This is a genomic window from Pedobacter sp. GW460-11-11-14-TSB4 (assembly GCF_059423705.1).
Genome location: NZ_JBWKYI010000013.1, coordinates 129091 through 144233 on the forward strand (window position 1 = coordinate 129091; position 15143 = coordinate 144233).

At 40.4% G+C, this 15143-nt stretch carries 11 protein-coding genes; 2 read left to right on the forward strand and 9 right to left on the reverse strand.

The genetic code is table 11. From position 1 onward, the window contains the following. Nucleotides 1-48 precede the first annotated feature (48 nt). The 5 genes from kdpB to AC07YT_RS14735 all read right to left on the reverse strand — a co-directional run bounded on the left by kdpB (nucleotide 49) and on the right by AC07YT_RS14735 (nucleotide 6360). The gene (gene kdpB, locus AC07YT_RS14715; protein ID WP_086544690.1) at nucleotides 49-2076 is read right to left on the reverse strand and encodes a potassium-transporting ATPase subunit KdpB; all 2028 of its coding nucleotides are present in this window, start codon (nucleotides 2074-2076) and stop codon (nucleotides 49-51) included. 88 nt (nucleotides 2077-2164) lie between these two features. Then, a complete protein-coding gene (gene kdpA / locus AC07YT_RS14720) occupies nucleotides 2165-3877 on the reverse strand; it encodes a potassium-transporting ATPase subunit KdpA (RefSeq protein WP_086544689.1) in 1713 nt (570 codons plus the stop codon). A gap of 39 nt (nucleotides 3878-3916) precedes the next feature. Further along, nucleotides 3917-3994, reverse strand: a complete 78-nt coding sequence (locus AC07YT_RS14725; protein WP_082035969.1) for a potassium-transporting ATPase subunit F — start codon at nucleotides 3992-3994, stop codon at nucleotides 3917-3919. Between the two features lie 640 nt (nucleotides 3995-4634). After that, the gene (locus AC07YT_RS14730; RefSeq protein WP_086544688.1) at nucleotides 4635-5735 is read right to left on the reverse strand and encodes a M20/M25/M40 family metallo-hydrolase; all 1101 of its coding nucleotides are present in this window, start codon (nucleotides 5733-5735) and stop codon (nucleotides 4635-4637) included. 19 nt (nucleotides 5736-5754) lie between these two features. Then, a complete protein-coding gene (locus AC07YT_RS14735) occupies nucleotides 5755-6360 on the reverse strand; it encodes an N-acetyltransferase (RefSeq protein ID WP_086544687.1) in 606 nt (201 codons plus the stop codon). 261 nt (nucleotides 6361-6621) lie between these two features. Between AC07YT_RS14735 and AC07YT_RS14740 the strand changes: the two genes are divergently transcribed. Both AC07YT_RS14740 and AC07YT_RS14745 read left to right on the forward strand, forming a co-directional pair. After that, nucleotides 6622-6819 (forward strand): hypothetical protein, encoded by a 198-nt coding sequence (locus AC07YT_RS14740; protein ID WP_145954175.1) that lies wholly within the window; start codon nucleotides 6622-6624, stop codon nucleotides 6817-6819. A gap of 93 nt (nucleotides 6820-6912) precedes the next feature. After that, nucleotides 6913-7554, forward strand: a complete 642-nt coding sequence (locus AC07YT_RS14745) for a Crp/Fnr family transcriptional regulator (protein ID WP_145954174.1) — start codon at nucleotides 6913-6915, stop codon at nucleotides 7552-7554. 92 nt (nucleotides 7555-7646) lie between these two features. Here the strand turns inward: AC07YT_RS14745 and AC07YT_RS14750 are convergent, their stop codons facing one another. The 4 genes from AC07YT_RS14750 to AC07YT_RS14765 are packed head-to-tail and all read right to left on the reverse strand — an operon-like array spanning nucleotide 7647 to nucleotide 15071. Beyond that, nucleotides 7647-9134, reverse strand: a complete 1488-nt coding sequence (locus AC07YT_RS14750; RefSeq protein WP_086544684.1) for a redoxin domain-containing protein — start codon at nucleotides 9132-9134, stop codon at nucleotides 7647-7649. 4 nt (nucleotides 9135-9138) lie between these two features. Then, on the reverse strand, nucleotides 9139-10260 hold the full coding sequence (locus AC07YT_RS14755; protein ID WP_086544683.1) for a TlpA disulfide reductase family protein: 1122 nt from the start codon (nucleotides 10258-10260) through the stop codon (nucleotides 9139-9141). Nucleotides 10261-10299: 39 nt separating this feature from the next. Continuing rightward, the gene (locus AC07YT_RS14760; protein ID WP_086544682.1) at nucleotides 10300-11676 is read right to left on the reverse strand and encodes a RagB/SusD family nutrient uptake outer membrane protein; all 1377 of its coding nucleotides are present in this window, start codon (nucleotides 11674-11676) and stop codon (nucleotides 10300-10302) included. An 11-nt stretch (nucleotides 11677-11687) separates the two neighbouring features. After that, on the reverse strand, nucleotides 11688-15071 hold the full coding sequence (locus AC07YT_RS14765; protein ID WP_086544681.1) for a SusC/RagA family TonB-linked outer membrane protein: 3384 nt from the start codon (nucleotides 15069-15071) through the stop codon (nucleotides 11688-11690). Nucleotides 15072-15143 lie beyond the last annotated feature (72 nt).

Genomic DNA, 15143 nt, shown 5'->3' on the forward strand with positions numbered 1-15143 from the left:
AAGTACTTTTGTTATTGTGTTTCGACAAACTCAACGTGACAGGATTCTTTACACAAATAAGCCAACCAATAAATCGATTATTTTAATGCCTATAAATGGAGCAACTACCCCACCAATGCCATATATGAATAGATTCCTGCGTAATAAAGCGGTTGCACCGATCGGTTTATAAGCCACACCTTTCAGGGCCAGCGGGATCAGGATCGGAATAATGATGGCATTAAAAATCACGGCCGACATGATGGCCGATTCTGGTGAATGCAGTCCCATAATATTCAGGCTTTGCAAGGCAGGAATTGAAGCGATAAATAAAGCCGGAACGATGGCAAAATACTTAGCTACATCATTCGCAATGGAAAAAGTAGTCAGCGTACCTCGTGTAATGAGCAGTTGTTTACCGATTTCTACAATCTCGATGAGTTTAGTAGGGTCGTTATCTAAATCGACCATATTACCGGCCTCTTTTGCAGCCTGTGTTCCACTGTTCATGGCTACACCAACATCGGCTTGGGCCAAGGCGGGCGCATCGTTAGTACCATCCCCCATCATGGCAACCAGCTTGCCCAGCGCCTGTTCATCCTTGATGTAGTTCATTTTATCCTCTGGTTTGGCCTCAGCGATAAAATCGTCCACACCTGCTTTCTCCGCAATATATTTAGCCGTTAAAGGATTATCACCGGTAACCATTACGGTTTTTACACCCATTTTCCTGAGGCGTTCGAAACGCTCGCTAATTCCAGGTTTAATGATATCCTGCAATTCGATTACGCCAAGGGCTTTCTCATTTTCAGATACCACAAGTGGTGTTCCTCCATTGGTAGCAATGGCCTTTACATGGTTTTCGATATCGGAAGGGAAAATATTCCCAGCTTTCTCGACAATATTCCTGATCGAATCGAAAGCACCTTTTCTAATCCTTCTTCCGTCGGCCGTATCTAAACCGCTTGAGCGGGTTTCGGCGGTAAATTTGATGAAAGTAGATCCCTGTGGTGTTCCGGTAGATTTAATGCCCTGCTCAGCGGCTAACTCGATGATTGATTTCCCCTCAGGGGTTTCATCGGCTAATGAGCTCAGTAAGCAGGCATCGGTAAAAGCTTTAATGTTTACGCCAGCAGTTGGATAAAAATTAGTGGCTTTACGGTTACCAATCGTAATGGTTCCGGTTTTATCTAAAAGCAGTACATCAATATCGCCTGCAGTTTCTACGGCTTTACCCGATTTGGTGATTACGTTAGCTCTCAATGCCCTGTCCATTCCGGCGATACCAATCGCTGATAGTAATCCACCAATAGTGGTTGGAATTAAACAAACGAAAAGAGAGATCAGTGCCGCAATGGTAATTGGTGTATTGGCATAATCGGCAAATGGTTTTAAGGTTACGCAAACAATAATGAATACCAGCGTAAAACTGGCCAGCAAAATGGTTAAGGCGATCTCGTTTGGTGTTTTCTGACGCGATGCACCTTCAACCAAAGCAATCATCTTATCTAAAAAACTATCGCCGGGAGCAGTGCTCACCTGAACCTTGATCTCATCAGATAAAACTTTTGTTCCACCGGTTACCGATGATTTATCACCTCCAGATTCACGGATTACAGGGGCAGATTCCCCGGTAATGGCCGATTCGTCGATAGTAGCAATACCTTCGATGATCTCTCCATCAGTTGGGATGGTGTCTCCTGCTTCGCAAATAAACACATCGCCTTTTTTTAACTGGTTGGACGAACGGATTTCGATAGTTCCGTTGGCCAAAAGCACTTTTGCTGGTGTTTCCTCTCTTGTTTTACGGAGACTATCGGCCTGTGCCTTACCTCTTGCCTCAGCAATGGCTTCGGCAAAATTTGCAAACAGCACGGTAAGCAATAAAACTAAAAAGATGAAGAAATTATATAATGGCGATCCTTGTCCGTTATGGTTGAAAGAATACACTGTAACATATGCCATAACCAGTGTTCCAATCTCAACGGTAAACATAACCGGGTTGCGAACCATTACCCGTGGATCGAGTTTGATGAAAGATTGTTTTAGCGCGGTCTGCACCAGGGCAGGTTCGAACAATTTATTATTGGGTTTCATATTATTTATTTATGTGTAATGGAAGATGTGTGAAGGATGATGGAGGGCTTAATACTCATTTTCCATCATCCCTCTTACCTTTCCCATCTTAGTGAGTAAAATATTCTGCCAAGGGGCCTAAAGCCAGAGCAGGGAAATAAGAAAGTGCATTTAACACGATGATTACCGCGAAAGTCATTAGGGCAAAGGTCTTAGTATCTGTTTTAAGTGTACCTGCAGATTCAGGAATGAATTTTTTAGCGCCTAATAATCCAGCAATCGCAACAGGTCCGATAATCGGCAGGAAACGACCAAGGAAAATCACAATACCGGTAGATAAGTTCCAGAAAATATTGTTATCGCCCAATCCTTCAAACCCCGATCCGTTGTTGGCATTAGATGAAGTCATTTCATACAACATCTCAGAGAAACCGTGAAAACCAGGATTATTGAGCCAGTTTTTTGGCTGTACCGCCCAGGCGGCGTCGCCATGACTGGTAAAAATGTAACTGGCAATTGCAGTTCCGGCGAGGATTAAAAACGGACTCAACAGCGTAATAATGGCTGCAATTTTGATCTCCCGGGCTTCAACCTTATGTCCAAGAAACTCCGGCGTTCTGCCCACCATCAAGCCTGAAATAAATACAGCAACTATCAGATAAATAAAGTAATTCAATAAACCTACACCACAACCGCCGTAAAAGGAGTTGATCATCATGGCCAATAATTGCCATAACCCTGTTAAAGGCATCGTACTGTCGTGCATTCCGTTTACCGATCCGGTAGAGATTACCGTGGTAAGTGTACTCCAATAGGCGGTGGCTGCAGGTCCGAAACGTACTTCTTTACCTTCCATTGCGCCGGTAGTTTGCGAGATACCCATTTTGGCCAGGGCCGGATTTCCGCCCAATTCTGAACTTAAAGTGGGTAAAAGCAGCATGAACAAACCAATGGTCATTACGCCAAAAATGGTCCAGGCTAGTTTTTTCCTGCGGATAAAATAACCAAAGGCGATGATCATCGCTAAAGGGATAATCGTTTGCGCCATCATTTCCACCATGTTGGTTAAGTAGCTTGGGTTTTCAAAAGGATGTGCTGAATTAGCCCCAAAATAACCACCACCATTTGTACCTAAATGTTTAATGGCAATCATTTGAGCTGCTGGTCCTCTCGAAACATGAACAGTATCGCCTTGCAGCGAAATAAACTGATCTTTACCCTCATAACTTGCAGGTGTGCCGTTAAAAGTTAAAATTAAGGCAACTACAAGTGATAATGGCAATAATAAACGGGTGATTGATTTGACAAAGAATTCCCAGAAGTTGCCCAGTTCGGTAGTTGTTTTATCTCTAAAGGCTTTAAAAAGGACTACCGCAGCGGCGATACCGGTTGCCGCACTTACAAACTGAAGAAACATCAGTACGTATTGCTGGGTGAGGTAACTTACGCCACTCTCGCCTGAGTAGTGCTGAAGGTTACAGTTCGCAACAAAACTGATAATCGTGTTAAAGGCCAGATCCGGAGTCATCCCGGGATTTCCATCCGGATTGAATGGAAGTTTATCCTGGAAGATGAGTACAAAAAAGCCGTAAAACAACCATAGTATATTAATGGTAAGCAGTGCTTTTAACTGCTGTTTCCAGTTCATCTGTTCTTTAATGTTAATTCCGGAAAGCTTGTAAATACCCGTTTCCAATGGTCTTAAAAAATCTGTCCAGACTTTTTCTCCTGCAAAAACCTTAGCCAGGTATTTACCCAATGGTATTGCGATGACCAGGGTGAGCAGGAATGTGGCAATAATGCCTGTTAATTCAGTGTTCATTTTTTGATTTGTTAATTGCGCTCCCTAAAGGAGACAGGATTAAAATTTTTCGGGTTTGATCAGCACGTAGATCATATAGATAAATACGGCGATGGCGATAATGAATAATGCGATCATAATGTTAGATTTTTTCGAACCAGTCGATTGATTTGTAAGTAGCCCAGCAGAGCAGGATGAGGATTAAAAAAATTAGTATTGTCATGATTGTAATGATTTTGTATACCCTTAGCCAACTCTTGTACCATAAAAGAGAAAATACAGTCAATCAATTGATTTACAATTAATTACATACATAAGATATTATTATAGAAAAATCAGGCATTAAAAAACCCTTCCATTTTGGAAAGGTTTTTTTCATTGTGGGAAAACTGAATTCGTCATTGCGAGGAGGAACGACAGCCCGTCCCGACCTTTCGGGGAAGCAATCTTTAAGAGTTTGAAAATAGCAATCGTTGTAAGATTGCTAAACCCTGGTCTTAGCGTCTCGCTAAGACCTCAACATGTAATCCATATTTTCTGAATCTCCGTGGCAAAAAAACAAAAGTCTTAGCGCGACGCTAAGACTAGTAAAGACGCTAAGACTAAATAGGGCGAGTCGTCACCCTGAACTTGTTTCAGGGTCTTTTATGCAAGATTAGATCTCTCCATTTTACTGCGTTTCAGTCGAGATGACGATCCTTTTAGAGAGGGGGGTAGCAAAAAAGTTAGTCTTAGCGCGACGCTAAGACTAGTAGACTAGATCCGTTCAGGATGACAATCACAGCTTCAGCCCTTCAAGCAAACTAATGTAAATATCAATCCCCTCTTCTATTTCTTCAATACCGATAAATTCATCGGCGGTATGAGAACGTGCAGAATTACCTGGCCCCATTTTAACCGATGGCATATCCAGCCAGCCCTGATCTGAGCTTGTTGGCGAAAGGTAAGTTTTCCTGCCTAGTGACAGTCCGCTTACTACCACCGGATGTAACATATCGATAAATGATGGTTTTAATACATTTGGCCGCACCGTAAAATGGCATGAGGTATGGTTAATAATGGTATTTACGATTTCTCTTTCGTTATAGTTATGATCGAAACGGATATCTACCGTAAAGCTGCACTCGGCCGGAACAATATTGTGTTGGATACCCGCCCTGATCTCAGTTACCGTCATTTTCACAGGCTGCGGTTGATCATCCATGATGGGAAACAGATAACTTTTAAACCAGTCGATATCTTTAAGCGCATGGTAAATGGCATTATCACCTTCTTCCCTTGCTGCATGACCTGAGCGACCTTTCGAAACGCAGTCGATTACCATCGAGCCTTTTTCGGCAATGGCCATGTGCATGCCTGTAGGTTCGCCTACAATGGCAAAAGATATTTCTTTTAGATCAGGTAATATGCTGCGGATACCCAATTCTCCTGAGGTTTCTTCTTCGGCAGTTGCCGCCAGACAAAGGTTAAACGAAAGGTCTTTTCGTTCAAAGAAGTACAGGAAGGTGGCGGTTAAAGCAACCAGCGGTCCTCCGGCATCGTTACTACCCAACCCGTATATTTTTTCTTCCTCTATAATCGGACTGAAAGGATCTCTGGTATATTGTTCATTAGGCCTAACGGTATCGTGGTGAGAGTTTAACAGAATGGTTGGCTTTGAAGCGTCCATATATTTATTGTAACACCAGATGTTGTTGTGTTTCCTAAAAGTATTAATGCCCTGAAGGTTTAAAAAAGTTTCGATCTGATCGGCGGTCAGCATTTCATCGCCACTGATGGAAGGAATAGAGATTAATGAGGAAAGGAGTTCGAGTGATTCCTGATAGAGGTGGTTAAGATCAGGACCTTCGGTAAGTTTTATTTTACTGATCGTATTCATAACAATGTGTTTAGTCGTTTTAAGAATAAGTGATTTCCTGGTAGATCTCAGCATGCTGATAAACTACGGGCTGTGCATCAGAAAAGTATTCAGGATCGAAAAGCATCGCGGTACAGAGACAATTGCATTTTTTCTTGCGTGTTAAAATGTCGTAGTTCACACAGCTTTTGCAACCTTCCCAGAAATGCTCATCATGGGTGATCTCGGCAAAACTTACCGGAAGAAAACCAAGTTTGGCATTCATCCGCATAATTGCAGGGCCAGAGGTAATGCTAAAGATTTTTGAATGAGGATACAATCTTCTCGACATTTTGAAGATTCTGTTTTTGATGGACCTGGCTACCCCTGAATTTCGGAATTTCGGTGCAACAATAAGTCCTGAGTTGGAAACGAAGCGTTCATCTTCCCAGGTTTCGAGGTAGGAAAAACCTACCCACTCGCCTGTATTGGTTAAGGCAATAACCGCCTTGCCGGCAGCCATTTTCTCAATTACCGATGCTAAGGTTCTTTTGGCAATGCCTGAACCCCTTGCAATGGCAGATTGTTCTGTTTCCTGTATAATTTCTTCTGCGTAATGTGCATCGTCCTGATCGGCAATGCGCACAAAAATGATGTGGTTATCCATTATGATTTAAATTTCATGCCAGGCCAATCACAAAGGAAATGCCCCAAACCAGTATGAATACCTAAATAGCAGTTTAAACAATCATAGGGGCCATTATTTTTTTTCTTCGGGGACCACATAGGATTGGTACCTTACCAAAATGGAAGGATTAATTTCATTATGGCAATCTATCGCCCCATTTTGCCATCCGGCGCATTAATCATACTAAAAAACTTTGTTGCTGCATTAAACGTATGTCCATTAAAATTAAACAGACATACCATGAGGAAAGGCACGATAATACAAATCGATCAATCGGTTGGCCTTGGATTTATACGAGATGAAAATGAACAGGAAATCGCATTTTGTCTAGCAACCCTTAATGAAAATATTAATATCGGCGACCTGGTAGAATTTAAAATCGAAAAAATGATACATGGGCTTACCGCAACCAATCTTCATGTATTATTACTTATTTAAATGCAAGTTTTCAGATTATTTTGTATATTATGAAATAGCAAGTGGTTATTTATCTTAAAAAGATCCCTCTCTGAACCTAAAGTTTATAACATTATGCTCAATTCTAGCACCAGTTCTTTTGTACGGCCACTTATCCAGTATATGGAACAATACCATAAGCTTTCTGGCGGCCTTATTGCCCAGTACGAAAAACATTGCACATTGGTAAGCATTAGGAAGAATAAACACATTGTTTCTCCTGTTGATAGTAATGCAGCACTTTACTTTGTAAATAGTGGTATTGTTCGCGGTTTTGTAAAAGATGGTACTAAAGATATTACCACCTGGTTTTGCTTTGGGAATAATATTGTAGGGGCTATCCGCCATCCTGATTTACAAGCTAAGCACTCTGTAGAATATTTACAGGCCCTGGAAGATTGTGAACTGACCCGCATTCCCTATACATTAATCGATTATGCATATGCCCATTTCGAAGAAGCCAATATTATAGGAAGGAAATTGCTGGCGGTACACTATTATGCGGCATCTGAAAGATCGATACTGGCCAGAATACCCAATGCATTGCGGCGGTACCAAAAGCTGGCAGAGAGCAGAAAAGTAGACTTAAACAAAATACCGCTTCGTTATCTGGCAAGCTATTTAGGAATGAGATTGGAAACCTTAAGCAGGATCAGAAGCAAAGCGCTGCATAAAACCGAAAAGCGCGACATTCAGGTATCCATAGAAAATGGTTAAATCCAATAATTTAAATTGGAATCAAAATCCTTCAAAAAAAGAAACCCCGTACAGTTGTTTGTACAGGGTTAAAAATCAGGTAAATTAAAGGTTTAACCTTTTTTTATCATATCAATCATCATCGAAATTTCGTCTACTGCAGCTTCATTGCTACCATCAAAACCCATAAGGTTAAATCTGATGTTTCCCGCAGGATCAATCACGAATTTGGAAGGAATTCCCGACACTTTATAATCGGTAACCACCTTGTTCACTTTCGAATCAGGATCTTTGATATCCATTAGCACCTCGAAACTATATTTTTGCGCGTTAATATAATCGCTGGCATCCTGAGTGGGTGTGGCTGTTTTTTCCCAGGTATGAATAAATAAAAATTTCACGTTTGGATCTTCCTTATATTTATTAACAGCCATTTGCATGGCAGGAAAAGAAGCCTTACATGGCCCACACCAGGTAGCCCAAAAATCAAGGATGACCACCTTACCCTTTAAACTGCTGAGGGTAACTTTATTTCCTTTAATATCGGTTAAAGTAAAATCTACGGCAGGTTTATTGATAATTTCCTTATTTAGCTTTTGCTGTAGATTGGCCAGAATCCCTTTCCTGATTTCAGCGGCATAGGCATCAAAACCAGCATCACTGCCCTTTACCTTGATGTAAAGTGTTTTAAAGGTGTTACTCATTTCATCATTGGCTTTGCCCGATTTTACAGCCTCTTCCAATTTAGCATAGGCCTCCTGGTTTTTATTTAAGGCCATTAATATTTTGGCGTATTGGAAATTCGATCTCGGAGAAACTGTTTTTGGATTTTTAGCAGCCAGATCAGCATATACCAGCGCTTCGTTATACTTTTTTTGCTCATAAAGAATACCTGCATAGGTCATGGTTAAACCTGGGTAACCCGATGCGGCAAATTTCGATGAGTTTTCGTCAGGCAATTTACCATCATAATAAACTTTGGCACTTTCCATCGCTTTTTTATAGTATACCGCTGCATTTTTTAAATCGCCGGTTTTGTAAAAGGTTTCAGCGATACCACCATATCCATTTCCTTTCCAAAAGTCTACCTGAAGTTTACTGATGTATTCAATGGCCTTTGCTGCATTTTTCTCTTTTGCATATTCAGAAGCGATAGCCGATACCGCATAATCGTACACAATCAATTCTTCTCCAGAACCTGAAACCGGAAATTTTTTAATCCAGATTTTATAGGCATTTTCTTTATCCACTGCCGTCTTCTCATCATAAATTTTGCTGGCTTCCTGTCCCCTCGCCCTTGCGCCTTTAGGGAATTTTTGCAACTCCACCTGAACCAGCGAATCGGAAGCTTTTACATTTTTCAAACGGTAATAGTAGTTAATGGCCAGGTCAACATCTTTTTCCTGATCCGCAGCGGCTAGCTTTTGCAATTTGGCTGCCAGCAGTGCTTTATCGGCAGGTTCTTTCGAGGCCACCAGTTTGTCTAGATATATCCTGGTTGTATCAACAGCTTTGGTCTGCGCTTTTAAACCACTCATACTTCCTAAAATGATGAGAGAAAGTAATCCTAACATTTTTTTATTCATATTTAATGTGCTCATGTGATTAATCTTTAAATAGGTTTGATAATGTATTGTTCAATTCTTCTCCACGTAAATCTTTTGCAAGCACTTTTCCATCCTTATCCAATAAAAAGCTAGCGGGAACCGATTTTACGCCATATAATGCTGCAGCAGTATTCGACCAGCCTTTAAGTTCAGAAACATGTTTCCAGGTTAAACCGTCATCATTAATTGCTTTCAGCCAGGCTTCTTTTTTGCTATGTAACGATACCCCTAAAATTTCGAAGCCTTTATCATGGTATTTTTTGTAGGCTGCCACCACATTCGGATTTTCTTTACGGCAGGGGCCGCACCAGCTAGCCCAAAAATCGACTAAAACATATTTCCCGCGCAGTGCCGAAAGTTTAAGTGGTTTTCCATCCACATCATTCATTACAAAATCGGGAGCCAGTTTTCCCGGAGCAGTTTTATTGGTTAATGCTAAACTGGCTTCAATGGCTTTTCCATAATATGAAGCCTTAACTGCCGGATCAAATAACGCATACATGGCTGCTGCCTGTTCCGGATATGGATAATTAATAAAGCGGTCTTCCACAATTGCAGCAACTGCTACTGAAGAGGCGTGTGCCTTTACATAAGTTCTTACTGCATTTTGATTAAGTACATCCAGTGCTTTAAATTCATCATCAAATGATTTTCGCTGTTCCGGACTTAAGGTTACTTTACCTTTTTGATTTGCACTATCCAAACGGCGGTAAATATCACCAGCTTTTGATGTTATCGATTTCCATGGACCATTATAAAAACCAAAATAAATATCAGTTTCAGGCGAACCGGTTACTTTGGCCATAAACAACGAATCCTTGTCGCCAACTATTGAAATGCTTTTATTTTCTAAAAAGAAGTTTTTTTGTTGCTTCCCTCCCTTAAGTTTTAAGGTATACATTTTAACCTCCGGTACTGTACCACTAAAGGCAAAACCCCCATTGGTAATAACAGCAGAATCTTTAATTTCCTGATCTCCAATATTGTGCAAAAGATAAATTAATCCTTTATCTATCCCTTTTATCTTACCCGTTAACTTATATCCTCTTTGTGGACTAAAAGCAGTTGCAACCAAGATAACTAAGGCAGCTGTTGCTATTAATTTCATTGTCTTTTTCATGATTGATATCGTTATGGGAGCCAAACCGGCTCCCGATAATTAATTTTGATAACCTGGATTTTGTGTTAACGAAGGATTAACAAGAATCTGTGTCTGCGGAATTGGAAATAAAATGGAAGTTGATTTCCAGGTTGGTTTTAATGAGCTAATTACTGCATTTGCACGACCAGTTCTTTTTAAATCTAACCAGCGATGTCCCCACTCGCCAAAAAGCTCTACTTTTCGTTCCTGTTCAATAGCCGTTAACATTTGTGACTGATCTAAAGCCGCACTTACACCTGCTAATCCTGCTCTGGTTCTCACCATATCGATATCAGTTTTTGCTCCTGAAAGATTGTTTTGCTGTGCGCGGGCCTCTGCACGGATTAAATAAAGCTCCGCAAACCTTAAAGCAACATTATACTCGTTGCCACTGCCTGTTCCGAATTTATACTTGCTGATGCCATAGTAGGTTTTTCCTGAAATGGTTTTTGGTGTAGCCCAGGCAGTTCTTCGTAAATCAGTAATGGATTCAAAACTTTGATATGTTGCATCTGCCAGTGAAAATGCCGGAACTACTGTTGCTGTTGTCACATAAACGCCACCATAAATCGAAACACCTGTTGTATTTGCAACTTGCCAGATAATTTCATTGCTATTATTTACAAAGGCAGCATCAGGCGTTGGTAAGCTATAAACACCGGCACTAATTACCTGAGTAGCCTGAGCCTCTGCATTAACATAATCTTTTTGATAAAGGTAAACACGTGCCAAAAGAGTGGTTGCGGCATACTTATTAATTCGCGCCCTAAATGTTCCGGTATAGGCAGGAGGCAATAAACTTTGTGCATCGGTTAAATCTTTCACAATCTGTGCATAAACCTGAGCTGAGGCTGTTCTGGGTAAGGTTGCATTTTCGAAAGCTGAATAATCATCCTTTAACGGTAAGGGTACATCGCCATATAAGTTTACCAGATAAAAATAGGCAAGGGCTCGCATAAATTTTGCTTCGCCCAATAACTGGTTTTTAACACCCGGGGTTAAACTTGTTGAAGCGGTTAGGCCACTAATTGCATTATTGCAATTTTTAACAAAACCATAATACGATGCCCAAAAGTTGGCTACCGTACTATTCGTGTTGGTTAATGCATTATTTGCAAATTCCTGCAGAACAGCATCAGTAGAATTATACTGAAGATCATCTGCAGACAGGCCTGAAAGTATAGTTGAATTTAAAATAATACCTGTTGCCGATGTACCGGAAGAATATAAGCCCAATATGGTACTCTGTGCAGATGCATCTGTTTTAAATGCATCCTCAAATAAAATTTGTGTCGGCGGAGCACCCAATTCTACGAATTTTTTACAGGATGAAACAGTTAAAACTGTTCCGATCATTAACATTTTATAAAAGAAATTTTTATATATTTTTTTCATGATTTTATCAGTTAAAATGAACAGTTAATACCAAAAACAATTGTTCTTAACGGAGGCAAAACCTGACCAATTGTACCGGTACCTAAGCCTGAAGGTCCGCCTTGAACGGTGGTTTCGGTATCAAGAATATATTTGTTTTTCGACCAGGTATAGAGGTTCTGTCCCTGAACAAACACACTGCAACCAGACATCTTGATATGCTTAAGCCATTCGGCTGGTAACGAATACGATAAATTAACCGATCTGAGTTTTAAATAAGAAGCATCTCCGTAAACCGCATCAGACGATGTATAATTGTTGTATGAGGCATAAATGGCTGTACCTGGCGTAGCAGAAGCACCTGGAATATCACTGCTGGTGTTGGTAGGCGACCACCTGCCGGCCCAATAATTATTCTGGTTTACCAATGCACCTGGCCTGGTATTTAAAATCTTGGTTACGCCAAAACGGTGGTTAAACTGAAAAAATATACCCAGCTCGAAATTTTTGTAAGTAAACGTGTTGTTAAATCCTCCAAAGAATGGCGTACCCAAATCAGCTACGTAACGATCATTTGTCGTAATACTTCCATCCCCATCTCTATCTTCAAACATGGCGGTTCCATTGGCTGGATTTACACCCAGGTAATGGTAAAGACGGATCAGATTAATGGATTCACCAACTACATAAGTTGAAGCATAAAACGACTTATCAAGACTTGGAAAATCTAATAATTTGTTATCGGTGAAGGTAATGTTTGCCGAAGTTTTCCACGAAAAATTGCTTGATACGATATTTGTTGAGTTAAGCTCCAATTCTAAACCTTTATTCTGAATAGACGCCGGAAGGTTGGTGGTATAACTGTTGTATCCGCTTTGTGTTGGCAAGGCATTAAATGTAATCTGATCTGATGATCGGTTTCTGTAATAATTGGCCGTAAATGAAATACGATCCTTTAGGAAACCCAAATCAATGGCAAATTCTAATTTTTTAGTCGTTTCCCATTTAATATCTTCATTTGGAAGTGTTGCTATACTCGTAGCCGCATTTCCCAGATAAGCTGTAGTGCTCGAGTATAAAGGCAGATAAATAAAGTTAGAAATCTGATCGTTACCTGTTGTTCCGTAACTTCCCCTCAATTTACCGAAGCTAAGAAAGGGTAGGTTATCTTTTACAAAATCTTCCTGAGAGAATACCCAGCCTGCACCAACTGCTCCGAAATTACCAAAACGGTTAACCGGACCAAATCTTGAAGAACCATCTCTTCTAAATGTAGCATTGAAAAGGTATTTTTCTTTCCATTCGTAATTTAGTTTGGCAAAAACAGCATCATATTTATACTTAATAATATTGTTGTACAATACCGTAGTGGTACCTGCAGCTCCTAATGTGCCCAATAGCGCCTCGTTACTATAGTTGGTTCCGGAAAGATAAAGCCCATTTGAGGTATTTTGCTGAAAACTTGTTCCGATAAGCGCGGTTAATGTGCCCTCCCCAATGTTTTTTACATAATCTAAAGTGGGTTCCACAATCCAGTTCTGGGCGTTAAGGTTGGTAAAATTGGCAGAACTTGTTGGGTTGTTGGCCGGATTTTGAGATGATGCAGGTGTAGTGGCAACCTGCTCGAGCCTGGTATTGGTATAACCAAAATTAGTTTTAGCCGTTAAACCTGGAAAAATGGTATATTTAAGATTGGCATTGGCGATTAAATTATTCGTTACCCCGTTATATCTTCTTAATAAACTGGCCAAAGGATTTGTAAAACCAGTAGCCCAGAATAATTTACCCGCGGCATCATAAAGTGGCAGATTTGGCGGCAGATTATATACCGATGATACATCAGAGGTTGGTATGTTGGTATTATCGTTACTATAGCTCACCGAAAATGAAGCATTGAATTTCTTATTTAGAGAGCTATGATCTAAGTTTAGTCTCGACGAGAATCTTTTATCGCTATTGTCGCCTAAAAAAACGGTACTTTCTCTGCGGTATGCCGAGTTAAAGAAAAAACGGGTTTGCTCGTTACCACCCGACATTGATCCTTGAACATCGGTAATGTGGCCCCGGTTTCCAATGAGCAGTTTTTGAAAATCGGTAGAATTGTTCTGGTCCCAAACGGTTAAATCTGGCGCATTGGTAGCCGTAGGGGTAACACCATCGTTTTTAAAAGCTTCTTTTCTTAACGCCAGGTATTGCTGCAAATCTAACGTAGGTATAAAGCGGTTGAGCTCAGTAAAACCTGAACTAAAATTTACACCAACTTTTACTTTTCCCGATTTTCCTTTTTTAGTCGTAATTAAAACTACGCCATTTGCACCTCTTGATCCATAAATTGAAGTCGCATCAGCATCTTTCAAAATATCGATACGCTCAATATCAGAAGGGTTGATCATACTAAAAGGACTTACACCTCCACTGGCCCCCGACGTTCCAAAAGCATTTAAGTTATCTGTTGCAGGCGAGCCTCCATTAAAATTGGTAAACGGGACACCATCAATCACATACAAGGGAATCCCTCCAGAGCTAAGCGAATTCTGGCCCCTGATCTGCACCTGAACGGCTCCACCCGGAACACCATTATTCTGCGCAATCAATACGCCCGACATTCTGCCAGATAGTGCAGCTAATGGATTACCAACAGGTTGTTTTTCAAGCTCTTTTGCCGTAATAGAAGCAATAGATCCTGTACTCGTTTTTCTGGTTGTTGTACCGTAACCAATAATCTGCACCTCATTCAGGCTACCTACCGAAGGTTTCATTACAATCTTGTACGAATTTTCTGCGCCAATCACCTGTTCTGTATTCTGATAGCCGATACAGGTAAAAAGAAGCACTTTGGTTCCTTCATCGGGAAGATTAATTCCAAACTGGCCGTTTCTGTCAGTCGCTGTACTTGCCTTATTGTTTTGTTTCAGTATTATTGATACACCGGGAATGGGAACGCCATCCTCATCTACTACAATACCTGAAATCCGGATATCAACCGGCAGAGCTTTAACTTCCGGTTTTATCGATGAAATTAAAATCCTGTTATTTAACTGGGTTATTTTAAAACGTTTGGAGTTAAACAGCACATCAAGCAGTTCCTGAACGGTACGTTTTTGAACCGGGATATTGATTTCCTTTAATTCTTTAAGATCGGTATTTCTATAAATAAAGATAAAAGGTGTTTGCTTTTGAATTTTTTCAATAGCAGAAAATACACTCTCATGATTTAATCCAAGTATAACTTCTGTATTGGCGATCGATTGACCTTTGGTATAAGAAGCAAAGATTAATGAAGAGGTGGTAAAGGTTATTATAGCTAGTACAAAGCTTAAACGCATAATCTGACGAATTAGATATCGTGATTTTTTAGAAGCGAAAAATTTCTTACAGGGATTCCCGCCCTCTGCTGATTGTGCAGAAAATTTCATAATTTTAAATGTTTTAAATGATGCCTAAATTGTTTAATACATCCTGTTCCAATTCCAGCTGGAACAGTGCAA

Bases quoted from the DNA above. Each gene is read 5' to 3' on its own strand.
- kdpB (WP_086544690.1), bottom strand. From the start codon at position 2,076: ATGAAACCCAATAATAAATTGTTCGAACCTGCCCTGGTGCAGACCGCG.
- kdpA (WP_086544689.1), bottom strand. From the start codon at position 3,877: ATGAACACTGAATTAACAGGCATTATTGCCACATTCCTGCTCACCCTG.
- AC07YT_RS14725 (WP_082035969.1), bottom strand. From the start codon at position 3,994: ATGATCGCATTATTCATTATCGCCATCGCCGTATTTATCTATATGATC.
- AC07YT_RS14730 (WP_086544688.1), bottom strand. From the start codon at position 5,735: ATGAATACGATCAGTAAAATAAAACTTACCGAAGGTCCTGATCTTAAC.
- AC07YT_RS14735 (WP_086544687.1), bottom strand. From the start codon at position 6,360: ATGGATAACCACATCATTTTTGTGCGCATTGCCGATCAGGACGATGCA.
- AC07YT_RS14740 (WP_145954175.1), top strand. From the start codon at position 6,622: ATGAGGAAAGGCACGATAATACAAATCGATCAATCGGTTGGCCTTGGA.
- AC07YT_RS14745 (WP_145954174.1), top strand. From the start codon at position 6,913: ATGCTCAATTCTAGCACCAGTTCTTTTGTACGGCCACTTATCCAGTAT.
- AC07YT_RS14750 (WP_086544684.1), bottom strand. From the start codon at position 9,134: ATGAGCACATTAAATATGAATAAAAAAATGTTAGGATTACTTTCTCTC.
- AC07YT_RS14755 (WP_086544683.1), bottom strand. From the start codon at position 10,260: ATGAAAAAGACAATGAAATTAATAGCAACAGCTGCCTTAGTTATCTTG.
- AC07YT_RS14760 (WP_086544682.1), bottom strand. From the start codon at position 11,676: ATGAAAAAAATATATAAAAATTTCTTTTATAAAATGTTAATGATCGGA.
- AC07YT_RS14765 (WP_086544681.1), bottom strand. From the start codon at position 15,071: ATGAAATTTTCTGCACAATCAGCAGAGGGCGGGAATCCCTGTAAGAAA.